The 19425-nt window shown below is 73.5% G+C and carries 18 protein-coding genes; 9 read left to right on the top strand and 9 right to left on the bottom strand.

Translation table 11 applies throughout. From position 1 onward, the window contains the following. The first annotated feature begins 142 nt into the window (after nucleotides 1–142). From uraD to Saso_RS30910, 5 genes are all read left to right on the top strand, one after another. Nucleotides 143–664 (top strand): 2-oxo-4-hydroxy-4-carboxy-5-ureidoimidazoline decarboxylase, encoded by a 522-nt coding sequence (gene uraD / locus Saso_RS30930; protein ID WP_189923243.1) that lies wholly within the window; start codon nucleotides 143–145, stop codon nucleotides 662–664. After that, nucleotides 661–1086, top strand: coding sequence for a hydroxyisourate hydrolase (gene uraH, locus Saso_RS30925; RefSeq protein WP_189923244.1), 426 nt, complete (start codon nucleotides 661–663; stop codon nucleotides 1084–1086). Before uraD ends, uraH begins: the two co-directional genes overlap by 4 nt. 3 nt (nucleotides 1087–1089) lie before the next feature. Beyond that, the gene (gene pucL / locus Saso_RS30920) at nucleotides 1090–2043 is read left to right on the top strand and encodes a factor-independent urate hydroxylase (RefSeq protein ID WP_189923246.1); all 954 of its coding nucleotides are present in this window, start codon (nucleotides 1090–1092) and stop codon (nucleotides 2041–2043) included. Between the two features lie 150 nt (nucleotides 2044–2193). Beyond that, nucleotides 2194–3573 carry an 8-oxoguanine deaminase gene (locus Saso_RS30915; protein WP_189923248.1) on the top strand — a complete coding sequence of 460 codons (1380 nt, stop codon included), beginning with the start codon at nucleotides 2194–2196 and terminating at the stop codon, nucleotides 3571–3573. Between the two features lie 324 nt (nucleotides 3574–3897). Then, the gene (locus Saso_RS30910; RefSeq protein WP_189923399.1) at nucleotides 3898–5241 is read left to right on the top strand and encodes a nucleobase:cation symporter-2 family protein; all 1344 of its coding nucleotides are present in this window, start codon (nucleotides 3898–3900) and stop codon (nucleotides 5239–5241) included. On the opposite strand, the gene Saso_RS30905 is transcribed toward Saso_RS30910, so the two are convergent. The 5 genes from Saso_RS30905 to Saso_RS30885 form a co-directional block, all read right to left on the bottom strand. Further along, a complete protein-coding gene (locus Saso_RS30905) occupies nucleotides 5207–5809 on the bottom strand; it encodes a 3'-5' exonuclease (protein ID WP_189923250.1) in 603 nt (200 codons plus the stop codon). The two genes, Saso_RS30910 and Saso_RS30905, sit on opposite strands and share 35 nt — an antisense overlap. A 71-nt stretch (nucleotides 5810–5880) precedes the next feature. Then, a complete protein-coding gene (locus Saso_RS30900) occupies nucleotides 5881–6303 on the bottom strand; it encodes an acyl-CoA thioesterase (protein WP_189923252.1) in 423 nt (140 codons plus the stop codon). Nucleotides 6304–6425: 122 nt separating this feature from the next. Then, complete coding sequence (locus Saso_RS30895; RefSeq protein ID WP_189923254.1) at nucleotides 6426–7106, bottom strand: hypothetical protein; 681 nt, start codon at nucleotides 7104–7106, stop codon at nucleotides 6426–6428. 47 nt (nucleotides 7107–7153) lie between these two features. Continuing rightward, entirely contained in the window at nucleotides 7154–7753 is a 600-nt protein-coding gene (locus tag Saso_RS30890; protein ID WP_189923256.1) for a histidine phosphatase family protein, read from the bottom strand. Nucleotides 7754–7864: 111 nt separating this feature from the next. Continuing rightward, the gene (locus Saso_RS30885; protein WP_189923258.1) at nucleotides 7865–9073 is read right to left on the bottom strand and encodes a pyridoxal phosphate-dependent aminotransferase; all 1209 of its coding nucleotides are present in this window, start codon (nucleotides 9071–9073) and stop codon (nucleotides 7865–7867) included. Nucleotides 9074–9160: 87 nt separating this feature from the next. Between Saso_RS30885 and Saso_RS30880 the strand changes: the two genes are divergently transcribed. Next, nucleotides 9161–9808, top strand: coding sequence for a winged helix-turn-helix transcriptional regulator (locus Saso_RS30880; protein ID WP_189923260.1), 648 nt, complete (start codon nucleotides 9161–9163; stop codon nucleotides 9806–9808). A gap of 85 nt (nucleotides 9809–9893) precedes the next feature. Here the strand turns inward: Saso_RS30880 and Saso_RS30875 are convergent, their stop codons facing one another. The 3 genes from Saso_RS30875 to Saso_RS30865 form a co-directional block, all read right to left on the bottom strand. Continuing rightward, on the bottom strand, nucleotides 9894–10721 hold the full coding sequence (locus tag Saso_RS30875; RefSeq protein WP_189923262.1) for a hypothetical protein: 828 nt from the start codon (nucleotides 10719–10721) through the stop codon (nucleotides 9894–9896). Next, a complete protein-coding gene (locus tag Saso_RS30870; protein ID WP_189923264.1) occupies nucleotides 10721–11983 on the bottom strand; it encodes a VWA domain-containing protein in 1263 nt (420 codons plus the stop codon). Before Saso_RS30870 ends, Saso_RS30875 begins: the two co-directional genes overlap by 1 nt. 116 nt (nucleotides 11984–12099) lie before the next feature. Next, nucleotides 12100–13626, bottom strand: coding sequence for an IucA/IucC family protein (locus Saso_RS30865; protein WP_189923266.1), 1527 nt, complete (start codon nucleotides 13624–13626; stop codon nucleotides 12100–12102). Nucleotides 13627–13727: 101 nt separating this feature from the next. On the opposite strand from Saso_RS30865, the gene Saso_RS30860 reads away from it, so the two are divergent. Both Saso_RS30860 and Saso_RS30855 read left to right on the top strand, forming a co-directional pair. After that, the gene (locus Saso_RS30860; RefSeq protein WP_189923268.1) at nucleotides 13728–15293 is read left to right on the top strand and encodes an IucA/IucC family protein; all 1566 of its coding nucleotides are present in this window, start codon (nucleotides 13728–13730) and stop codon (nucleotides 15291–15293) included. A gap of 103 nt (nucleotides 15294–15396) precedes the next feature. Next, on the top strand, nucleotides 15397–16953 hold the full coding sequence (locus Saso_RS30855; RefSeq protein WP_189923270.1) for an amidohydrolase: 1557 nt from the start codon (nucleotides 15397–15399) through the stop codon (nucleotides 16951–16953). An 88-nt stretch (nucleotides 16954–17041) separates the two neighbouring features. Here the strand turns inward: Saso_RS30855 and Saso_RS30850 are convergent, their stop codons facing one another. Then, complete coding sequence (locus Saso_RS30850; RefSeq protein WP_189923272.1) at nucleotides 17042–18364, bottom strand: lysine N(6)-hydroxylase/L-ornithine N(5)-oxygenase family protein; 1323 nt, start codon at nucleotides 18362–18364, stop codon at nucleotides 17042–17044. An 82-nt stretch (nucleotides 18365–18446) separates the two neighbouring features. Here Saso_RS30850 and Saso_RS30845 point away from each other — a divergent pair, with 82 nt between their 5' ends. Further along, entirely contained in the window at nucleotides 18447–19400 is a 954-nt protein-coding gene (locus Saso_RS30845; protein WP_189923274.1) for a methionyl-tRNA formyltransferase, read from the top strand. Nucleotides 19401–19425 lie beyond the last annotated feature (25 nt).

Here is a 19425-nt window from a genome sequence, read left to right as displayed (position 1 = left end):
CGGTGCGCACGCGTCCCGACGGGGCCGCCGGGGTTTCGTAACCCGGAATTTTCAACAAAGTGTTGACGCGGTGTCGTGCGGAGGCGTTAGCTGACCGCAGTCCGCTCAAGCACGAAGGCCGTCCGCGGCCACGGAGGCTCCCGTGACGACGACTTCCCCACCGCCGGGCCTGGCCCGGTTCAACGGCCTCGAGGAGTCGGCGGCCCGTGCCGCGCTCCACGAGGTGTGCGCCTCCCCGGCGTGGGCCGCCCGGGTGCTCGCGGCCCGCCCCTGCGCCACCCCGGCCGACCTGTACGCCGCGAGCGACGCGGCCACGGCCGCCCTGACCGCCGCCGACCTGGCGGAGGCGATGGCCGCCCACCCGCCGATCGGCCGCCCGAAGCCGGGCGACCCGGCCTCGGCCCGCGAACAGCGGGGCATGGACGGCGCGTCCGAGGAGCTCAGGGCCGAGCTGCTCGAACTGAACCTCGCCTACCAGGAGCGGTTCGGCCACGTCTTCCTGATCTGCGCCACCGGCCGTACCGGCGAGCAGATGCGCGACGCGGTCGGGGAACGCATCGGCAACGCGCCGGAGCGGGAGCGGGAGATCGTCCGCGTCGAACTGGGAAAGATCAACCGGATCCGCCTGGCCCGACTCGTCGAAGAGGACCGAGACACCCCATGAGCACCAGCACCACCGCATCGGTGTCCACCCACATCCTGGACACCTCCGTCGGCCGGCCCGCCGAGGGCGTCGCCGTCCGCCTCGCCGCCCGCCCGGGCCCCGGCGCCCACGACGGGCCGGGAGGGGACTGGCAGGCGCTCGGCGGCTCCGTCACCGACGCGGACGGCCGGTGCAAGGACCTGCCGGCGCTGCCGGAGGGGACCACCCATGTACGGCTCGACTTCGCCGTGGAGGCGTATTTCGAGCGCCGCGAGAACCAGCAGGCCGAGAGGCAGCAGGACGCCCCCGCGCATCGGGACAGCGGGCGTGCGGACGTGTTCTTCCCGGAGGTGACGATCACCTTCGCCGTCAGGCCCGGCGAGCACTACCACGTACCGCTGCTGCTCAACCCGTTCGGCTACTCCGTTTACCGAGGGAGCTAGCTCATGACCGCCAATGCCCAGCCGGCCCGCCCCGCCTCCTCCCACCCGGCCCGCCCCGTGGTCCTGGGACAGAACCAGTACGGCAAGGCCGAGAACCGGGTCGTGAAGATCACGCGGGACGGTGCCACCCACCACATCAAGGACCTCAACGTGTCCGTGTCGCTGAGCGGCGACATGGACGAGGTCCACTACTGCGGCTCGAACGCCAACGTCCTGCCGACCGACACCACCAAGAACACGGTGTACGCGTTCGCCAAGGAGTACGGCATCGAGTCCGCCGAACAGTTCGGCATCCACCTCGCCCGTCACTTCGTGACCTCGCAGGAGCCGATCAGGACCGCGCGCATCCGGATCGAGGAGTACTCCTGGGACCGGATCGAGACGCCGGGCGAGGACGAGCACTCCTTCGTCCGCCGGGGGCAGGAGACGCGTCTGGCGCAGATCACCTACGACGGCTCGTCGTGGGAGGTCGTCTCCGGGCTCAAGGACCTGACCGTCATGAACTCGACGAACTCCGAGTTCTGGGGCTACGTCAAGGACAGGTACACGACCCTGCCCGAGGCGCACGACCGCATCCTGGCCACCGACGTCTCCAGCCGCTGGCGCTACAACTGGTCCGACGACACCGGGCAGGCCCCCGACTGGGAGGAGTCGTACGCCGAGGTCAAGCGGCACATGCTGCTGGCCTTCGCGCAGACGTACTCCCTCTCGCTCCAGCAGACCCTGTACGCCATGGGCGCGCGGATCATCGACCACCGCGCCGAGATCGACGAGGTGCGGTTCTCGCTCCCCAACAAGCACCACTTCCTGGTCGACCTGAAGCCGTTCGGGCTGAAGAACGACACCGCGGACGGCGCCGTGTACCTCGCCGCCGACCGCCCCTACGGCCTGATCGAGGCCACCGTGCTGCGGGACGGCAGCGAGGCGAGGATCCCGGCGGACCTCACCAACCTCTGAGCCCGCCGCCCCGCCGTCCCCCTCCACATTTCCCTCCTATCGGCACCCGTGGCCCGCGGGCCCGCGCCCGGCCGGCCACGGCACTCAAAGCTCCCGGGGTCCTGCCGTGCCCTCTCCTGAAGAGTCCGCCGAGTGAAAAGGACGAAGACCATGGCAGCAGACCGGCGCACCGTCATCGAGAACTGTGCGATCGCGACCGTCGACGCCCAGGACACCGAGTACGCGAGCGGACACGTCGTCCTCGCGGGCAACCGGATCGAGTCGCTCGGCGCGGGCCCGGCCCCCGAGGGCCTCCAGGACGTCGAACGCCGCATCGACGCCACCGGGCACCTGGTCACCCCCGGCCTGGTCAACACCCACCACCACTTCTACCAGTGGATCACCCGGGGCCTGGCCACCGACCACAACCTCTTCGACTGGCTCGTCGCCCTCTACCCCACCTGGGCGCGCATCGACGAGCAGATGGTCCGCGCGGCCGCCCAGGGCTCCCTCGCCATGATGGCCCGCGGCGGCGTCACCACCGCCATGGACCACCACTACGTCTTCCCCCGGGGCTCCGGCGACCTGTCCGGCGCGATCATCGGCGCCGCCCGGGACATGGGGGTCCGCTTCACCCTCGCCCGCGGCTCCATGGACCGCGGCGAGAAGGACGGCGGCCTGCCCCCGGACTTCGCCGTCGAGAGCCTGGAGGGCGCCCTCGCCGCCACCGAGGAGACCGTCCGCCGGCACCACGACACCTCCTTCGACGCGATGACCCAGATCGCCGTCGCCCCCTGTTCACCCTTCTCCGTCTCCACCGAACTGATGCGCCAGGGAGCCGAGTTGGCCCGCCGGCTCGGGGTGAGGCTGCATACCCACGGTTCCGAGACGGTCGAGGAGGAGAAGTTCTGCCACGAGCTGTTCGGGATGGGCCCGACCGACTACTTCGAGTCCACCGGCTGGCTCGGCGAGGACGTGTGGATGGCGCACTGCGTCCACATGAACGACTCCGACATCGACGCCTTCGCCCGGACCGGTACGGGTGTCGCCCACTGCCCGTCGTCCAACGCCCGGCTGGCCGCCGGCATCGCCCGCGTCCCCGACATGCTCGCCGCCGGTGTCCCCGTCGGCCTCGGCGTCGACGGCACGGCGTCCAACGAGTCCGGCGAACTCCACACCGAGCTGCGCAACGCCCTGCTCATCAACCGTCTCGGAGCTCGTCGCGAGGCCGCCCTCAACGCCCGTCAGGCGCTGCGGCTGGGCACCTTCGGCGGCGCCCGGGTCCTGGGACGCGCCGGCCAGATCGGCTCCCTGGAGCCGGGCAAGCTGGCCGACCTGGTGCTGTGGAAGCTCGACACCCTCGCCCACGCCTCCATCGCCGACCCGGTGACCGCCCTGGTCTTCGGCGCGGCCGCCCCCGTCACGGCCTCCTTCGTGAACGGCCGTCAGATCGTCGACTCCGGAAGGCTGCTGCACGCCGACGAGGAGGAGATCGCCCGCACGACGCGCGAGGAGGCCCGCCGCCTCGCGCGGATCGCCGCCCAGGGCTGAACCCCCCGGCCCGCGGGGAACCCGGCCCCCGCGGCCCGGTTCCCCGCGGGCGGACACCGAACTCCGGTCGAGGGGGACGGCCCTCGACCGGGAGCCACGGACCTCCGAGCGGGGTCCGTGGTGGGCCGTGCCCGGGGTGCGCGTGGACGCGCGCGCCCCGGAACGGTTCCCCGCCGCCCCCTCGCGTCTCCCGTGACCCGCACGACCGCCGCACCACCTCCCTGACACCCGCGTCAGAGCCGACGTGTACCCGACCGGAGGAGAGCCGCCGTGTCCCCGCACCCCGCCGAACACCCCGTAGACCAGAAGCTCCCCGCCCTGCGCATGGCCACCAGCGGTCTCCAGCACGTGGCCGCCATGTACGCCGGGGTCGTCGCCCCGCCCCTGATCGTCGGCGCGGCCGTGGGCCTGACCGGCGCCGAACTCACCTTCCTCACCGGCGCGTGTCTGTTCACGGCCGGTCTCGCCACCTTCCTCCAGACGCTCGGCGTGTGGAAGATCGGTGCCCGTCTGCCGTTCGTCAACGGTGTCACCTTCGCCGGGGTCGCCCCCATGACGGCGATCGTGGCCTCCACCGACGACAAGAGGGACGCCCTGCCGGTCATCTACGGCGCGGTGATCGTCGCCGGCCTCCTGGGCTTCCTCGCCGCGCCCGTCTTCTGCAAGGCGGTCCGCTTCTTCCCGCCGGTCGTCACGGGAACGGTGATCACCCTCATCGGCGTCTCCCTGCTGCCCGTCGCCTTCGGCTGGGCCCAGGGCCCCGACCCCGCCGCGCACGACCACGGTTCGACGACGAACCTGGGCCTGGCGGCCGCGACCCTGCTGATCGTGCTGCTCCTGCGCCGGTTCACCGGCGGCTTCGTCAAACAGATCGCCGTGCTGCTCGGCCTCCTGGCGGGCACGCTCGTCGCGATCCCCCTCGGCGTCACGGACTTCGGGCCGGTGGCGGACGCGGACGTCGTCGGCTTCCCCGCCCCCTTCCACTTCGGCGCGCCGCAGTTCCGGCTCGCGGCGATCGTGTCGATGTGCGTGGTGATGGTGGTCTCGATGACCGAATCGACCGCCGACATGCTGGCGTTGGGCGAGATCGTCGAACGCCCGGCGGACGAGCGGACCATCGCGGCGGGCCTGCGCGCCGACACCCTGGGCTCGGCCCTCAGCCCCGTCTTCAACGGCTTCATGTGCAGCGCGTTCGCCCAGAACATCGGTCTGGTGGCGATGACCCGGGTCCGCAGCCGCTACGTCGTCGCCACCGGCGGCGCCTTCCTCGTGCTGATGGGCCTGTGCCCGGCGGCCGCCTCGCTCATCGCCGTCGTGCCCCGCCCGGTCCTCGGCGGCGCCGGTGTGGTCCTGTTCGGCTCCGTCGCCGCCAGCGGTATCCAGACCCTCGTCCGGGCCGGCCTGGAGAAGGACGACAACGTCCTGATCGTGGCCGTCGCCCTGGCAGTGGGCATCATCCCCATCACCACGCCGGACTTCTACCACGCCTTCCCGGAGACGGCGAGGATCGTCCTCGACTCGGGCATCTCCACGGGATGTCTGGCCGCCGTCCTGCTCAACCTGGTTTTCCACCACACCGGCCGCGGCCGGGACACGACGGACGTCACCCACCCGATGGAGACGGGCGAGGACCTCACCGGGCCGGTCCGGGCCCCGGCCACGCCATGAGGTTCGCGAGCAACTCGGCCTGCTCGACGGCGTCGTCGAGCGCGTGATGCGTGTGCGGGCGCCGGGGCAGCAGCCGCGCCGGCATCGTCCGCTTCGCCACCGACCGCAGCGGCACCCCCGCCCTGGCGGCGTACAGCGTCTTCATGTCCAGGCAGCCGGAGTGCCCGAAGGGGCTCGCGCCGGTGAAGCGCACCAGGTACCAGTACAGGAACGTCCAGTCGTACGAGGCCGGGTAGCCGCACATCACCGGCTGGGCGTCCTCGCTCACCTCGCGCACCCACCGGGTGAACTGGGTCAGCGCCTGCTCCGGTGGCAGTCCCTCGACGGCCAGACGCTCGCGGTCCAGCCCGCTCACGGCGAGTGCCTCGGGGACGAAGTCGTCGCTGATCGGCCTCAGTTCACGGTAGAAGGTGCGGCGTGCCGGGTCGGCCGCGGTGAAACCCCCGGCGTCGTGCCGCCCGGCGACCGCCGCTCCCAGGCTCAGCAGGGAGTACGGCCCGGGGATCGGGCCGTCGGCCTCGATGTCGACGGAGATGTAGAGGCTGGGTTTCACACGGCGTGCGGACATGGGACCGGAGCATCGCAGGCCCGCACACCCGAGCGCATCCGAATTCGCCCGAAGACGGGCCGGGCGGCGGGTCAGAGCCCGAACAGGCCCGGATCCGAGGCCAGTTCCTTGAAGTGGTCCTGCGGGTCGGCGACCATCCTGCGGGTCTTCAGGTCCAGCAGCCCTCCGACCGCGCTGAGCTGGGCGGACACCGTGCCGTCGGTCTTGGTGATGGTCTGCTCGATCCGGAAGGTCCTGCCGCCGCCCCACTCGAAGACGCAGGTCACGTCGACCTCGTCCCCGGCCAGGAGTTCGCGCCGGTAGCGGATGGTCGTCTCCAGGGCGACCGGGCCCACGCCCCTGGCGGCCAGGCCCGCCTGGCTGATGCCCGCCGCCTGGAGCAGTGACCAGCGGGCGTGTTCCGCGTAGTTGATGTACACGCTCTGGTTGAGGTGCCCCTGGACGTCGGTCTCGTACCCGCGCACGGTGATCCGGACGGAGAACGGCTCGCTCACGGTGTCCCCTTCTCTGGGTCGGTTCCCTGGTCGGTGCCGAGGTCGGTCCCGCGGTTGTCCCGCGGGTCGGTCCCGGGGGCCGGTGCCCGCCGGTGATCCGCCCGTCGATCTTGGCATGTCCCTCACACCCGGCGGGGGGAAGCGAGCAGATAGCGGGTCCGCGAGCGGGGGTCGGTGTGCTCGCCGGTCTGCCAGCCCGCCCCCTCCAGGGTCGCCGAGCAGGCCCGCAGTGTCGCGTCGTCCGGCGCGTGCACGGCGACGGCCTCGGGCTGCGGGGTGTCGCGCACCCGGTACCCGTCACGGCCCGACGGCCCGGCGGGAAGGTGGCCGGCGGCCTCCAGGGCGAGGGCCGCGGCCCGCACCAGGTGGGCGCGTTCCCAGCCGCACGGCCGGCCGGTGCCGCCGTCCGGGTTGGTCATCCGGCGCAGTTCGAGCAGCCCCTGCCAGGCGCTGTGCACCTCGCGGGCCCGGGCGGGTCCGGACGCCCCGCCGTCCGCCTCGCCGCCGACGCGCGCCGCGAACACGCCGGTGTCCGCCGGCGCCGGCTCCGGGCGGGCTCGGGCCGGGGCCTCCGCCTCGTCCGCTCCCGCCCCGGCCGCCGGCGCCCCGGGCGCGCGCAGGGTCTCGCGGACCCGGTGTCCCGCCGGGGTGAGGAAGTGGTCGTGCGGCGGGCGCGGGTGCCGGAAGGCGAGGCCCTGCCGCACCAGCGCCGTCAGTTGCGGCGCCGTACCCCGCAGCCGCCCGGTGACCGCGTCGGCGGCCTCGATCATCCGCCGCTGGGCGGCGGTCGGCGGTCGGGTCACGGTGTGCTCCCTGCGAGTGCTGTCCCCGGCGGGGACCTCCTCGAAGGCTACGGCCCGGGTCCGACATTCCAGGCGGCGATCACCGGCCGCCCGTGTTCGGTGCCGAGCCGGCACAGCGTTCCCGTCTCCAGCAGGAACAGCGCGCCGGCCGACGCGGGCAGTCCCAGCCGGCGCGCGGTGAGCACGCGCAGGAAGTGGCCGTGGGCCACCAGCACCACGCACTCCCCGGGGCCGGTGGGCGCCGCGTCGATCCGGGCGAGCACCCGGTCGGCCCGTTCGCCGACCTGTTCGGGCGTCTCCCCGGGGCGGCCGGGCGGGCCGGGGGCGACCCCGTCGGTGAAGAGGAACCAGTCCGGCCGTGTCCGCCGGATCTCGGCCGTGGTGACGCCCTCGTAGCCGCCGTAGTCCCACTCGCGCAGGCCGGCGTCGACGCGCACCCCGTGCAGGCCGGCCAGTTCCGCCGTCTCGCGGGCCCGCGCGGCGGGGCTCGCGAACGCCGCGGCGACCCGGTGGGCCCGGATCAGGGGCGCCAGCGCGCGTGCCTCGTCGCGGCCGTGCCCGGTGAGCGGCACGTCCGTCGATCCGGTGTGCCGGCCCGAGCGCGACCACTCGGTCTCGCCGTGCCGCACGAGAAGCAGGTCACCCACGCGCGCGTGCCCCTTCCTGCCGTGCCTTCCAGCACCGTGACACAGGACCCGGGCCCCCGCATGCCGGGCGGCGGCCGGCCGCCGTCGCCCGGCATGCCGCCGGATCCTCGCCTACTGCCGGTAGCCGCCGAGGAACCGGCCGATGCGCCCGATCGCCGCCTCCAGGTCGTCGGCGTGCGGGAGGGTGAGGATGCGGAAGTGGTCGGGGGTGGGCCAGTTGAAGCCGGTGCCCTGGACGACCTGGATCTTCTCCCGCAGCAGCAGGTCCAGGACGAACTTCTCGTCGTCGTGGATCTTGTGGACCTTGGGGTCGAGGCGGGGGAACGCGTACAGCGAGCCCTTCGGCTTCACGCAGGACACGCCGGGGATCTCGTTGAGCTTCTCCCAGGCCACCGTGCGCTGCTCGTGCAGACGGCCGCCGGGCGCGGTCAGTTCGTGGATGGACTGGCGGCCGCCGAGCGCCGCCTGGATGGCGTACTGCGCGGGCGCGTTGGCGCACAACCGCATGGAGGCCAGCATGGTCAGGCCCTCCAGGTAGTTCCTGGCGTGCTGCTTGGGGCCGGTGACCACCAGCCAGCCCGACCGGAAGCCGGCCACCCGATAGGTCTTGGACAGGCCGCAGAAGGTCAGGACGACCAGGTCGGGGGCGAGCGCGGCGACCGAGTGGTGCACGGCGTCGTCGTACAGGATCTGGTCGTAGATCTCGTCGGCGAAGACCATCAGGCCGTGACGCCGGGCGAGGTCGAGGATGCCTTCGAGGATCTCCTTCGGGTAGACCGCGCCGGTGGGGTTGTTGGGGTTGATGATGACCACGGCCTTGGTGCGGTCCGTGATCTTCGACGCCATGTCGTCCAGGTCCGGGTACCAGTCGGCCTGTTCGTCGCAGAGGTAGTGGACGGCCTTGCCGCCGGCGAGGGTGGTGACGGCCGTCCACAGCGGGAAGTCGGGGGCGGGGATGAGGATTTCGTCGCCGTCCTCGACCAGCGCCTGTACGGCCATCGAGATCAGCTCGGAGATGCCGTTGCCGAGGAAGACGTCGTCGACGCCGACCTCCAGGCCCAGGGTCTGGTAGCGCCCCGCCACCGCGCGACGGGCCGACAGGATGCCGCGCGAGTCCGTGTAGCCGTGCGCCTGCGGGAGCATCCGGATCATGTCCTGGAGGATCTCCTCCGGCGCCTCGAAGCTGAAGAGGGCGGGGTTGCCGGTGTTCAGGCGCAGGACGCTGTGACCCGCCGCCTCCAGCGCGTCGGCGTGCTCGATCACCGGACCGCGGATCTCGTAACAGACCTCGCTCAGCTTGTTCGACTGCCGGAACTCCATGCGCGCTCGCCCCTCCGGTTCGTTGTGATGCTTGGTTTTACCAAGTTCCAGCTTGGAAAGTCCAACGACATGTCTAGACTGCGTGCCATGTCACCTCGCCGAAGCTACGACCAGTACTGTTCCGCCGCTCGCGCGCTCGACGTCGTCGGCGACCGCTGGACCCTGCTGATCGTCCGGGAGCTGCTCGCCGGCCCGCGCCGTTACACGGACCTGCACGCCGACCTGCCGGGAGTGAGCACGGACGTGCTCGCCTCGCGGCTGAAGGACATGGAGCGGGACGGGCTGACCACCCGCCGCAGGCTGCCTCCGCCGGGCGCCGCCTATGTGTACGAACTCACCGGACGAGGCAGGGAGTTGCTGCCCGTCCTCCAGGCGCTGGGGGAGTGGGGCGAAGGGGAACTCGGTGAGCGCCGCCCCACCGACGCCCTGCGGGCGCACTGGTTCGCGCTGCCGCTGCTGCGCGGGCTCACGGACGAGGCTGCGGTGTCCGCAGGCGCCGGGCTGGTCGAAGTCCGGCTCGACGAGGGGGAGTTCCATCTGCACGTCGGCGCGGAGGGCGGGCCCGTGTACGGGGACGGGCCGGCGCCCGCCGAGCCCGACGCGCGGCTGGTCCTGGACGCGGGCACCTGTACGGCGGTCGCCCAGGGCCGGTCGACCGTCCCGCAGGAGGTGCGCGCCGGGCGCATCGAGGTCACCGGCGACGGCGCGATCGCCAAGGCCCTGAGAAACGCGTGACACCGGGGCGCCCGTGCGGTGCCGCTCGTGGCGGAAGGCCTGCCGCCGGTGGCGGCAGGCCTTCCGAGGGGGTGTCCGGCGGGCGTCAGGCGCCCGGCGGCACGTGCCTCGGCCGTCCGGAACCACGCGTCAGCGTGTACCCGCCGATACCGGCGAGGGCGGCGAGCACGGCGCCGACCGCGGTCCACACCCACCGGTCCGACCACCAGCCGGACGCCCAGCCGTCGTCCGGCTCGATGCTCGACAGCACGGCCGAGGCCGACGAGTCGTCCTCCTCCGCCTTCGTCCCGACGGCGATACCGGGAACGAGCGGCTCCGCGAGCGAACCGTCGACGGCCGCGGAGCCCCCGATGTCCTTGGATTCCACCCGCAGTTCCGCGCCGACCGGCAGGCCCAGGTCGGCCGCCTTCAGCCCGAGGACCGTCAGCCGGACGTAGTACGTGCCCGGCAGCGGGTCGTCGGCCCACGGCTCCGACCAGGCGCGGACCGTGCGCAGCACACAGGCCAGCTCCACCGAGGCCGTGCCCGGCGCGGCGGTGCGCGTCTGCGCCCCGTACTGGCAGGCCTGGCGGCGCCGCAGACCGTCGTAGACGTCGACCTGCCAGGTCTGCCCGGTGTGGGCCGCGGGCAGTTTCACCGTCGCCCGGACCGTCGGGCGCTGGCCGGTGTCCGCGGGGAACGACCAGTAGAGGTAGTCACCGGCCGATCCGCTCGCCGTCGCCGTCTGTCCCTGGTCGATCTCGGTCGCCGTACGGAACGACGTACCCGCCTCGGTCGGCGCGGAGGAGTCGTCCGAGGGGCTCGCCGAGGGGGTGGAGTCGGCCGCGGCCGAAGCGGCCGCCGGTCCGAGCGCCAGCCCGAGCACCGGTCCGAGCGCCAGCAGGGCGCCGCTCAACACTCGTGAGACACGCATCAGTTGGTCCTCCAGACCGCGATCCGCCAGCGTGACACCCAGCCCCACAGCACACCCGCGAGGAAGCCGAACAGCACCAGGACGCCCAGCAGCCACCAGCCGCGCCCGAGGCCGAAGGAGGCCACGTCGCCCGCCGGTGACGGGCTGCCGACCACGTCCACCGTCAGTTCCAGCGGCATGCCCGGCGTGGTCTTCACGCCCGCGGCGGCCGAGTAGGAGTTGGTCACCTGCACGCAGACCGTCTCGGCAGGAGCCTCGTCGTCGTCGCTCTCCGCCTTCGGGTAGCGCAGCCCGGTCGAGATGACGTCGGTACGGCCGTTGCCGGCCGCCTCGCCGCGCACGATCTCCCGGCCGTGCACCGTGACCGCCCGCAGCAGCACCCCGTAGTCGGGGTTCATGGCCCGGTCGGCCGCCACGCTCACCGAGGCGCGCAGTTCCTGCCCCGGCTTCACGTCGACCTTGTACCAGCGCTCCTGGCCGAACTCCTCGCGGTCGGTGTACAGCCCGGACTTGAGCGCCGGGGCCGCGGAACAGGAGGCCGCGCCCTCGGTGGCGACCGGCGTCACCACGGGGTCGGCGGCCCGGTCGACCAACTGGTTGACCCGGTCGGTGAGTTCGTCGGTGTGCTCCACCGAGGTGTAGGTGCCGCCGGTGGCCTCGGCGATGCAGCTCAGCTGCCGGCGCATCTTGACGTTGGGCACCAGCCCGAGCGTGTCGATGGTCAGGCCTATGCCCTTGGCCGCGATCTCGCGGGCCACCTCGCACGGGTCGAGCGGCGCGCAGGTGTCCTCGCCGTCGCTGATCAGCACGATGCGCTTGGAGCCGGTGCCGCCGTCGAGGTCGCCGGCCGCCTTCAGCAGCGCGGGGCCGATCGGTGTCCAGCCGGTCGGCGACAGGGTCGCCACCGCCGTCTTGGCCTCGGTCCGGTCCAGCGGGCCGACCGGGTAGAGCTGCGCGGTGTCCTTGCAGCCCGTCTTCTGGTCGTCCCCGGGGTAGTTGGCGCCGAGCGTGCGGATGCCGAGCAGGACGTTCTCCGGGGTCGCGTCCAGCACCTCGTTGAACGCCTGCTTGGCCGCGGCCATCCGCGTCCCGCCGTCCATGTCCTTCGTCCGCATCGAACCGCTGACGTCGAGGACCAGGTCGACCTTGGGCGCGGTGGCGGTGGTCTCGTCGGCGACCGCCCCGGCCGGGAACGCGAGCCCGGCCGTGAGCGCGGCGAGCAGGGCGCAGACGCCCGCCGCCAGCCGTTGTGTTCTGATCATCGGCGGATCCTATTGATCAGAGGTGTCCGGCCACAAAACGGCGGCGGAACCGATCGCGGCGCCGGTCGCGGACCCGGCGCGCCCGACCGGTCGTTCCGCGTCGACCCGATGGCTCGTCAGAAAATGCCGGTGCTCAAGGGGTTGGGCAGTGCGGCCCATCGGTCGCCCGCGGTGCCCTCCGACAACCGCATCAGCGTCAGCGCCTTCGCCGGAAGCGGCTCCTCGCACAGCGCCACGAGGTCCGGCGAGCGCGGCAGATCCCGCACGGCCGTCTCCAGCGCCGCCCCCAGGGCCGCACGGCTCCCCGCCGTCGCGGCCAGCGCTCCCGCCACCAGGGAACCGAACAGCTTGCGCCGCAGCGCGGTCACGTCGTCCGTGCGGATCCGCTCGGGCAGCCGGTCCGGCAGCGGGACGCCGTGCCGGGCCAGCCGGGCCGGACCCACCCGGATGTCGGCCAGATCGCGGTAGACCAGCCGCAGCGGGGCGCCCGAGGCCGACAGCACGACCAGCAGGTTCTGGCCGTGCGCCTCCAGCGCCACGCCCAGCTCCAGCAGCCTCAGTCCGACGGTCAGCGCGAGCCGCGTGAAGTCCGCCAGCCACCGCGGCGAACTCGGCAGCGCGGTGCCTGCCAGCGCGGCCACCGGCACGACGTGCTCGCCCGGCGCCGCGTACACCCGCGGCGACTCGCGCAGCACGGCCGCCAGATCGGGGGAGTGGGCGGTGGCCGCGCCCAGGGTGCGGGTCATGTGCAGCAGGCCGCCGGTGTACGGCGTCAGGGTCTGCGCGAACTCCGACAGCACCGCCGAGGAGGTGACGGACCCGACGGAGATGTCCCGCACGGAGGACGTCAGCCGCGTGCTCAGCGCGGTCTTGACGTGCCGGTCGCCGGGAAGGGCGAGCGTACGCAGCGACATCAGCGGGCGCGCGTCGATCCCCCGCTCGCAGGTCCGCTTCAAGACGTGCGAGGCCTGCCACGGATGGACCGGGATCACCAGCCGGTCCCCGTCCCGCAGTTCCCCGGGCCACTCGCCCGACACCAGACACTCGTCGGCCGGCACCGGCAGCAGCCCGAGCCGTACCGGCACCCGGTGCTCGGGCCCGTACGCCAGCTGCTCCGCCACCGTGAACCCGGGCCTGGAACGGCAGTTGGGATGGTAGGGATGCCCGTCCACCACGCGCTGCTCCCACTCCCAGTCGTGCACCGGCCACTCGTCCGGGTCCCGCAGGAGGCTCGTGCCGGGCTCCTGGCCGGCCCGCGACAGCGCCATCGACGCCACGCTGTGGGCGAGTTCGGCGGCGAATCCGGAGGCGTGCGGCACCCCCAGCTCCGTCATCAGCCGCGCCGGGTCGCCGTGGGCGACTCCGTCCAGCCGCACCTGCGTCACCCGCGCGGCGGTCGCGTACGGGTCCGGGAGGGGGCCGTGCAGACGACGGCCGTCCGCCAGCCGCAGCAGGCACTCCCCGCCGGACTCCTCCCGGCGGGTGATCCACGGCAGCGGCTCGTGGACCAGGGCCCGCCACAGCCTGGTCAGGACGGCCGCCCTCGCCCCGGGCAGCGCGGCCGTGAACCGGGGGCCGAGAGCGGGACGGACGACGGCCAGTTCCGCGGCCAGCTCGGCCTCGGCGGTGGGAGGAGGGTGCACGGGTGGGCTCCTGAGAGTGCGGGTACGGCGTCACCGATGGGCCGTGACGACGCGATAATGATCGTCTCCGCCCAGCAGAACCGTAGGGAACCAGGGAACCAGTGGATCGCGTGGACCTCATCCCCCCGCCCGCCGAGGCCACGGCGTCCGCCGACGCCATCGCCGAGCGCGCCGACGCCTGTGCCGCCGCGCCGCTCCTCAACTGTCTGTTGAGGGAGCTCGCCGAACCGCAGCCCGCCGCGTACAGCTCGGGCTCGGCGGGCACGGACCGGCCCGTGTACCGGCTGCCCGGCGGCGACGGCGGTCGCCTGCTGCGGGTGCGGGCCGGACGGCGGCCCGCCGAGCCCGAGCTGTACGCGGCGGGCGCCTGGCACCGCCTGGGGCACCGGCAGCTCGTGGCGCTGGCCGCCGAGGTGCTGCGGGCGCACACCGGCCTGTCCCACAGCGAACTGCCCGCCGAGATGACCGCCAGCCGGGACGCCGTCGCCGCGCTGCTCGCCGCACGCGCGCGTGCCACCCCGCCGGCCGGCGCTTACCTGCGCTCCGAGCAGTCCCTCGTCACCGGCCACCCCCACCACCCCGCACCCAAGGCGCGCGGCCGGGGCCCGGCGGCCGGCTGGCTGCCGTACGCCCCGGAGGCCCACGCCCGCTTCCCGCTGGTCCTGCTCGGCCTGCGCGAGGACGCGCTCGTCGAGGAGGGCGACACCGGCGCGCTCGACGCCCTCGGCACGGCCCCGCCCGGCTACCGGTTGCTGCCCGCCCACCCCTGGCAGCTCGACCTGGCCGCCCGGGAACTCGCGCCCGCCTTCGCCGACGGCCGGCTGGTCCGGCTCGGCACGACCGGCTTCGAGGCCTGGCCGACGGCCGCCGTACGGACGGTCTACGCGCCCGAGCGCGACCTGTGCCTGAAGTTCAGCCTCGACGTGCGCATCACCAACGACATCCGCCGCCTGTGGCGCCACGACCTGCTGAAGCTGCGCCGCACCGACGAGGCGGCGGTCCGCGCCTTCGCGACGGACGGCGGCCGCGCGGGCCGCGCGCCGGCGGTCTGGCTCAGCGACCGGGGCTACCGCACCGCGTCCTTCGCCTTCGAGGCGCTCGCCGTGCTGGTCCGCGACGGGCTGGAGGACCGGCTGCCGCCCGGCGCCACCCCGCTGCTCGCCGCGGGCCTCGTGGAGGGCTTCGACGGCGACCCGCTGGCCGCCGCGCAGGACCCGGCTGCCTGGTGGGAGGCGTACCTGGCGGCCGTCGTCCCTCCGGCGCTGCGCGCCTTCGCCGACCACGGCGTCGTCCTCGAGGCCCATCTCCAGAACACGCTGGTCGCCGTCGACGCCGACGGCATGCCCGTGCAGGCCCTGTTCCGGGACGCCGAGGGCGTCAAACTGCTGACGGACGTCGAGCGGTCGGCCGGCTGGGAGCGGCTGGTGTACTGCCTGGTCGTGAACCATCTGTGGGAGGTCGCGGCGGCGCTCGCCGAGTGCCACCCCGGCCTCGACCCGTGGCCCGCCGTGCGCCGCGAGCTGGCCCGTCACGACCTCCCCGAGGCCACCGCGCTGCTCACCGCGCCCACTCTGCCGGGCAAGACCAACCTGCTGCTGCGCTGGACGGGCGCGGACGGCGCCGACGCCCGCTACCTCCCGCTCCCGAACCCTCTCCTGCGCCCGTAGGCACGAACCCGCCGACGACCGCCGGGGAAGCGGGTAAGGTGACCCTAACTTTTCCTGGTGGGGTGCCGTTCCGGCGAGGGTGCCCGTCGTGGATGGAGGCTCCATGGAGGATCACGCGCGCGCCCGGAGCGGGAGCCCGGCGGACGGACCCGCCCCGGAGGGCGCGTGGGTCCTGGACCGGGTGCGGCTCGGCGCCGGCGGCCCCCTCGCCCGGGTGCGGGTCGCGGGCGGCAGGATCACCCATGTCTTCGCCGGGACCGGGACCGGGGGGCCGGTCGCGGCCGCCGACGGCGAGCGGGTCCTCGACCTGGACGGACGGGTGCTGCTGCCCGGTCTGTGGGACGCCCATGTCCACCTGGCGGAGTGGGCCGGCGCCCGGCACCGGCTGGACCTCGCCGGGACCGCCTCCGCGCGGGAGGTCGCCGACCTCGTGCGGCGGCGCGGCGGAGCGGGGGACGCGCGGGGCGGGGGCACGGTGCTCTTCGGCTACGGGTTCCGGGACGGGCTGTGGCCCGACGCCCCGCACAAGGCGCTCCTGGACGCGGCCCTGCCCGACCGGCCGGTCGCCCTGGTCAGCGCCGATCTGCACGCCGCGTGGCTCAACTCGGCCTGCCTCGCCCTCGTCGGCCGCGGCGGCCACCCCACCGGGCTGGTGCGGGAGACCGAGTGCCACGAGGTCCTGGCCGCCCTGCCCGGCGCACCGGCCGCGGTGGTCGACGGGTGGATCGCGGACGCCTGCGAGGCCGCCGCGGCACGCGGGGTCACCGGGGTCATCGACTTCCAGTACGGCGACACGGTCGGGGACTGGGAGCGCCGCTCGGCCGCGTTCCGGCCCGCGGTGCGCGTCGCCGCGGCGGTCTATCCGAGCCGTCTGGACGCGGCCGTGGAGCGCGGGCTGCGCACGGGCGACCCGGTCGGTGGGTCGGGGCTGGTGACGGCGGGCCCCCTGAAGCTCTTCACCGACGGCTCGCTGAACACCCGTACCGCCCTGTGCCGCGACCCCTATCCGGGCCTCGAGGGCACGGAGGGCGCGCACGGCATCGAGGAGACGTCACCGCGCGAGCTGGTGCGTCTGATGCGCCGGGCCGCCGCGCACGGCATCCGGCCCGCCGTGCACGCGATCGGCGACCACGCCAACACGGTGGCCCTGGACGCCTTCGAGGACGTGCGCTGCCGCGGCCGGATCGAGCACGCGCAGCTGCTCAGCCCCGAGGACCTCCCGAGGTTCGCGCGGCTGGGCGTCACCGCGGGGGTCCAGCCGCGGCACGCGACGGACGACCGGGACGTGGCCGACCGGCACTGGGCCGGACGCACCGCACGCGCCTTCGCCTACGCCGATCTGCTGGCCGCCGGGGCCCGCCTGGAGTTCGGTTCCGACGCCCCCGTGTCGCCGCTCGACCCGTGGCTCGCCGTCGCCTCGGCCGTCGGCCGGACCGACGACGGACGCCCCGCCTGGCACCCGGAGCAGTGCCTGACCGTCCCCGACGCGCTGGTCGCGGCGGCCCGCGGACGCCGGTTCGTACGGGTGGGCGACCCCGCCGACCTGGTCCTCGTGGACGTGGACCCCGCGCGCGCCGACACGGACACCCTGCGCACGATGCCCGTGCACGCCACGATGACGGACGGCCGCTGGACCCACGGGCCCTACCGGACGCACTGAGACGGCGGGCGCGGGTGGCCGCCCGCCGTCGCCGCGGGCCCCGGGCCCGGAGGGACCGTTTCCTCCGGGCCCGGGGAGCCGGGGCGGGTCAGACCGTCGCCCTCGCGGCCAGCACGGAGCGGTGGATCTCGTCCGCCCGGACCGCCACGGTCGACAGCAGCGTGCTGGTCAGGCCGTGGGTGTGCTCGGTCCCGCCCTGGAGGTAGAGACCCGCGGTCACCTCCGGTGCCGTCTCCACCCGGTGGTCGCGGCCCACCCGGACCTCGTCCCCGTCGTCGCGCAGGCAGAGCTTGGCCGCCTCGCCGAGCAGCGAGGCCAGGTCGCGGGGCCGGTAGCCGGTGGCGAGCACGAGGACGTCGGCGGCGAGCAGCCGCTGTTCGCCGGTCGGCAGGAACTCCACGGTGACGTCGAGACCGCCGTCGGCGCCCTGGTCGACCGCGCGGACCCGGGAGACGTTGAGGAAGCGCAGCCGTTCGCGCCCGGCCACCTTCTCCCGGTAGGCGGTGGCGTACAGGGCCTCGATCAACTCCATGTCCACCACGGAGTAGTTGGTGGAGCGGTGGTAGTCGAGCAGCGACTGCTTCACCTCGGAGGGCGAGGAGAAGTAGACGTCGACCGCCTCCGGGTCGAAGATGCGGTTCGCGAAGGGACTGTCGTCGGCCGGGGTGTAGCCGTACTTGGCGAAGACCGAGCAGACCTCGGCCTCGGGGAAGGTGCGGTGCAGGTAGTCCACCGCCTCGGCGGCGCTCTGCCCGGCGCCGAGCACGACGGCCCGCCGAACCGGGGCGCCCGAGTGGGCCAGCCGCTGCGCGCGCGGGATCAACTCGCTGTTGTGCCAAACGTGTTCGTCGAGCTCCAGGCCGGGCGGCACATGCGGCTCCAGGCCCGTGGCCACGCTGATGTTGCGGGCCCGGCGGGTCACGGTCGCCCCCGCGCCGGTGGCGCCGCGGCTGGTGACGTCGAAGAAGGCCACCTCCCCGTCGTCCCCGCGCACCGGCTCGACACGCACCACCTCGCTGCCGTACTCCACCAGGTGGGAGACGCGCCCGGCGGCCCATTCGAAGTACTCGTGGAACTCCATGCGCAGGGGGAAGAGGGTCTTCTGGTTCAGGAAGTCGATCAGTCTGCCCCGCTCGCGCAGGAAGCAGAGGAAGCTGAAGTCGCTGGTCGGGTTGCGCAGGGTGACGAGGTCCTTGAGGAAGGACACCTGCATCGTGGCGTCGTCGATCAGCATGCCCCGGTGCCAGCCGAAGCGCGGCTGGCGCTCCAGGAACAGCGCGTTGAGGCGGCGGTCTGCCGGAAGGCTCGTGTTGTGTTCCTCGACCGCGATGGACAGAGCGAGATTTGATGGACCGAATCCGATTCCGATGACGTCGTGTATGACGCCGGAACCCGTGAGCGGTGACTTCACCTTGGCATCGCCTCCTCAGGCAGGCCCATGCTAGATAAGGTAAGGCTTACCTTGCAATGAGTCGTTGAAGGGGAGGACCGTCATGCGGGTCGTCATGCTCGGCTACCAGACCTGGGGCCACCGCACGCTTCAGGCGCTGCTGGACTCCGACCACGAGGTGGTTCTCGTCGTCACCCATCCGAAGAGCGAGCACGCCTACGAGAAGATCTGGGACGACGACGTCGCCGAACTCGCCGAGAAGCACGACGTTCCCGTCCTGCTGCGCAACCGCCCCGACGACGCCGAACTCCTGGCCGCCGTCGCGGACGCCCGTCCGGACATCATCGTCGCCAACAACTGGCGCACCTGGCTGCCCCCGGAGCTGTTCGACCTCCCCCCGCACGGCACCCTCAACATCCACGACTCGCTGCTGCCGTCGTACGCCGGGTTCTCGCCGATCATCTGGGCGCTGCTCAACGGCGAGGAGCGGGTGGGCGTGACCGCCCATCGCATGAACGCCGAACTCGACGCCGGGGACGTCCTGGTGCAGCGCTCGGTGCCGGTGGGGCCCGCCGACACGGCGACCGACCTGTTCCACCGGACCGTCGACCTGATCGCGCCGATCGTGCGCGAGTCGCTCGACCTCATCGCATCCGGCCGTGACGCCGGCCGGTGGGTGCCGCAGGACCGCGCCCGGGCCAGCTTCTTCCACAAGCGGTCGGCGCAGGACAGCCGCATCGACTGGAACTGGCCCGCCGAACGGCTGGAGCGGCTGGTGCGGGCCCAGTCCGACCCGTACCCGAACGCGTACGCCTTCCACCGGGGCCGCCGGCTGAGGATCGTCTCCGCGGCCGTCTCGGAGGGGCGGTACGGCGGCACCCCGGGCCGGATCTTCATCCGTGAGGGGGACGGCGTCGTCGTGGTCGCGGGCGCCGAATCCTGGTCGGGCCGCTGCCGGGGACTCCTCGTCCGGCGGGTGCGCACCGACGACGGCACGGAGTACGCGGCCGGCGAGTACTTCCGCACGATGGGGGGATACCTGACGTCCCGTCCGTGAACGGCGGCCACGGGCGCGCGGGGTG

This window comes from Streptomyces asoensis, assembly GCF_016860545.1.
Lineage (GTDB): Bacteria > Actinomycetota > Actinomycetes > Streptomycetales > Streptomycetaceae > Streptomyces > Streptomyces asoensis.
This window is presented reverse-complemented; position numbering and strand designations above follow the sequence as displayed.

What these genes read in the sequence shown, in the direction of transcription:
- Saso_RS30915 (WP_189923248.1), top strand. Translation starts at nt 2,194, where the DNA reads ATGGCAGCAGACCGGCGCACCGTCATCGAGAACTGTGCGATCGCGACC.
- Saso_RS30845 (WP_189923274.1), top strand. Translation starts at nt 18,447, where the DNA reads ATGCGGGTCGTCATGCTCGGCTACCAGACCTGGGGCCACCGCACGCTT.
- Saso_RS30870 (WP_189923264.1), bottom strand. Translation starts at nt 11,983, where the DNA reads ATGATCAGAACACAACGGCTGGCGGCGGGCGTCTGCGCCCTGCTCGCC.
- uraH (WP_189923244.1), top strand. Translation starts at nt 661, where the DNA reads ATGAGCACCAGCACCACCGCATCGGTGTCCACCCACATCCTGGACACC.
- Saso_RS30910 (WP_189923399.1), top strand. Translation starts at nt 3,898, where the DNA reads ATGGCCACCAGCGGTCTCCAGCACGTGGCCGCCATGTACGCCGGGGTC.
- Saso_RS30885 (WP_189923258.1), bottom strand. Translation starts at nt 9,073, where the DNA reads ATGGAGTTCCGGCAGTCGAACAAGCTGAGCGAGGTCTGTTACGAGATC.
- Saso_RS30875 (WP_189923262.1), bottom strand. Translation starts at nt 10,721, where the DNA reads ATGCGTGTCTCACGAGTGTTGAGCGGCGCCCTGCTGGCGCTCGGACCG.
- pucL (WP_189923246.1), top strand. Translation starts at nt 1,090, where the DNA reads ATGACCGCCAATGCCCAGCCGGCCCGCCCCGCCTCCTCCCACCCGGCC.
- Saso_RS30905 (WP_189923250.1), bottom strand. Translation starts at nt 5,809, where the DNA reads ATGTCCGCACGCCGTGTGAAACCCAGCCTCTACATCTCCGTCGACATC.
- Saso_RS30880 (WP_189923260.1), top strand. Translation starts at nt 9,161, where the DNA reads ATGTCACCTCGCCGAAGCTACGACCAGTACTGTTCCGCCGCTCGCGCG.
- Saso_RS30855 (WP_189923270.1), top strand. Translation starts at nt 15,397, where the DNA reads ATGGAGGATCACGCGCGCGCCCGGAGCGGGAGCCCGGCGGACGGACCC.